The organism is Frankia sp. Mgl5 (assembly GCF_023242985.1).
Lineage (GTDB): Bacteria > Actinomycetota > Actinomycetes > Frankiales > Frankiaceae > Parafrankia > Parafrankia soli.
Genome location: NZ_JALKFY010000586.1, coordinates 1 through 328 on the forward strand (window position 1 = coordinate 1; position 328 = coordinate 328).

Sequence of the window (328 nt, forward strand, 5' to 3'; positions counted from 1 at the left end):
GCCGCCCGTCCTTGGCCGCTCCTGCTACGCCGATATCGATTTCAAACGTTTTTGCCGACACCAGGCACATCTTGCAATGGCCATCCTTATACGCTTCGCAGTGCCGTTCTTTGACCACGATGTTTTCTCCGAGAATCTCGGTTAGCATCGGGGCAACGATCTTAGCGCATTCGTCCCGGCCATAGCAGGTAGGCTGGCTTACCTCGATATCCACCTTGCCTTCCTCCAGGCTGTGGATCTCCACCCTACGTACGGAAAGACCCAAACCCTCGAGAGCGCGGGAGACCTGCTTTTCCTGAAAGCTTAACTCCATGCCCTCCCTTTGTAT

The 328-nt window shown here is 55.2% G+C and carries 1 pseudogene; it reads right to left on the minus strand.

Annotation, left to right across the window (positions count from 1 at the left end):
- Positions 1–328: pseudogene (locus MXD62_RS10755) on the minus strand (stage II sporulation protein E); the annotation flags it as partial.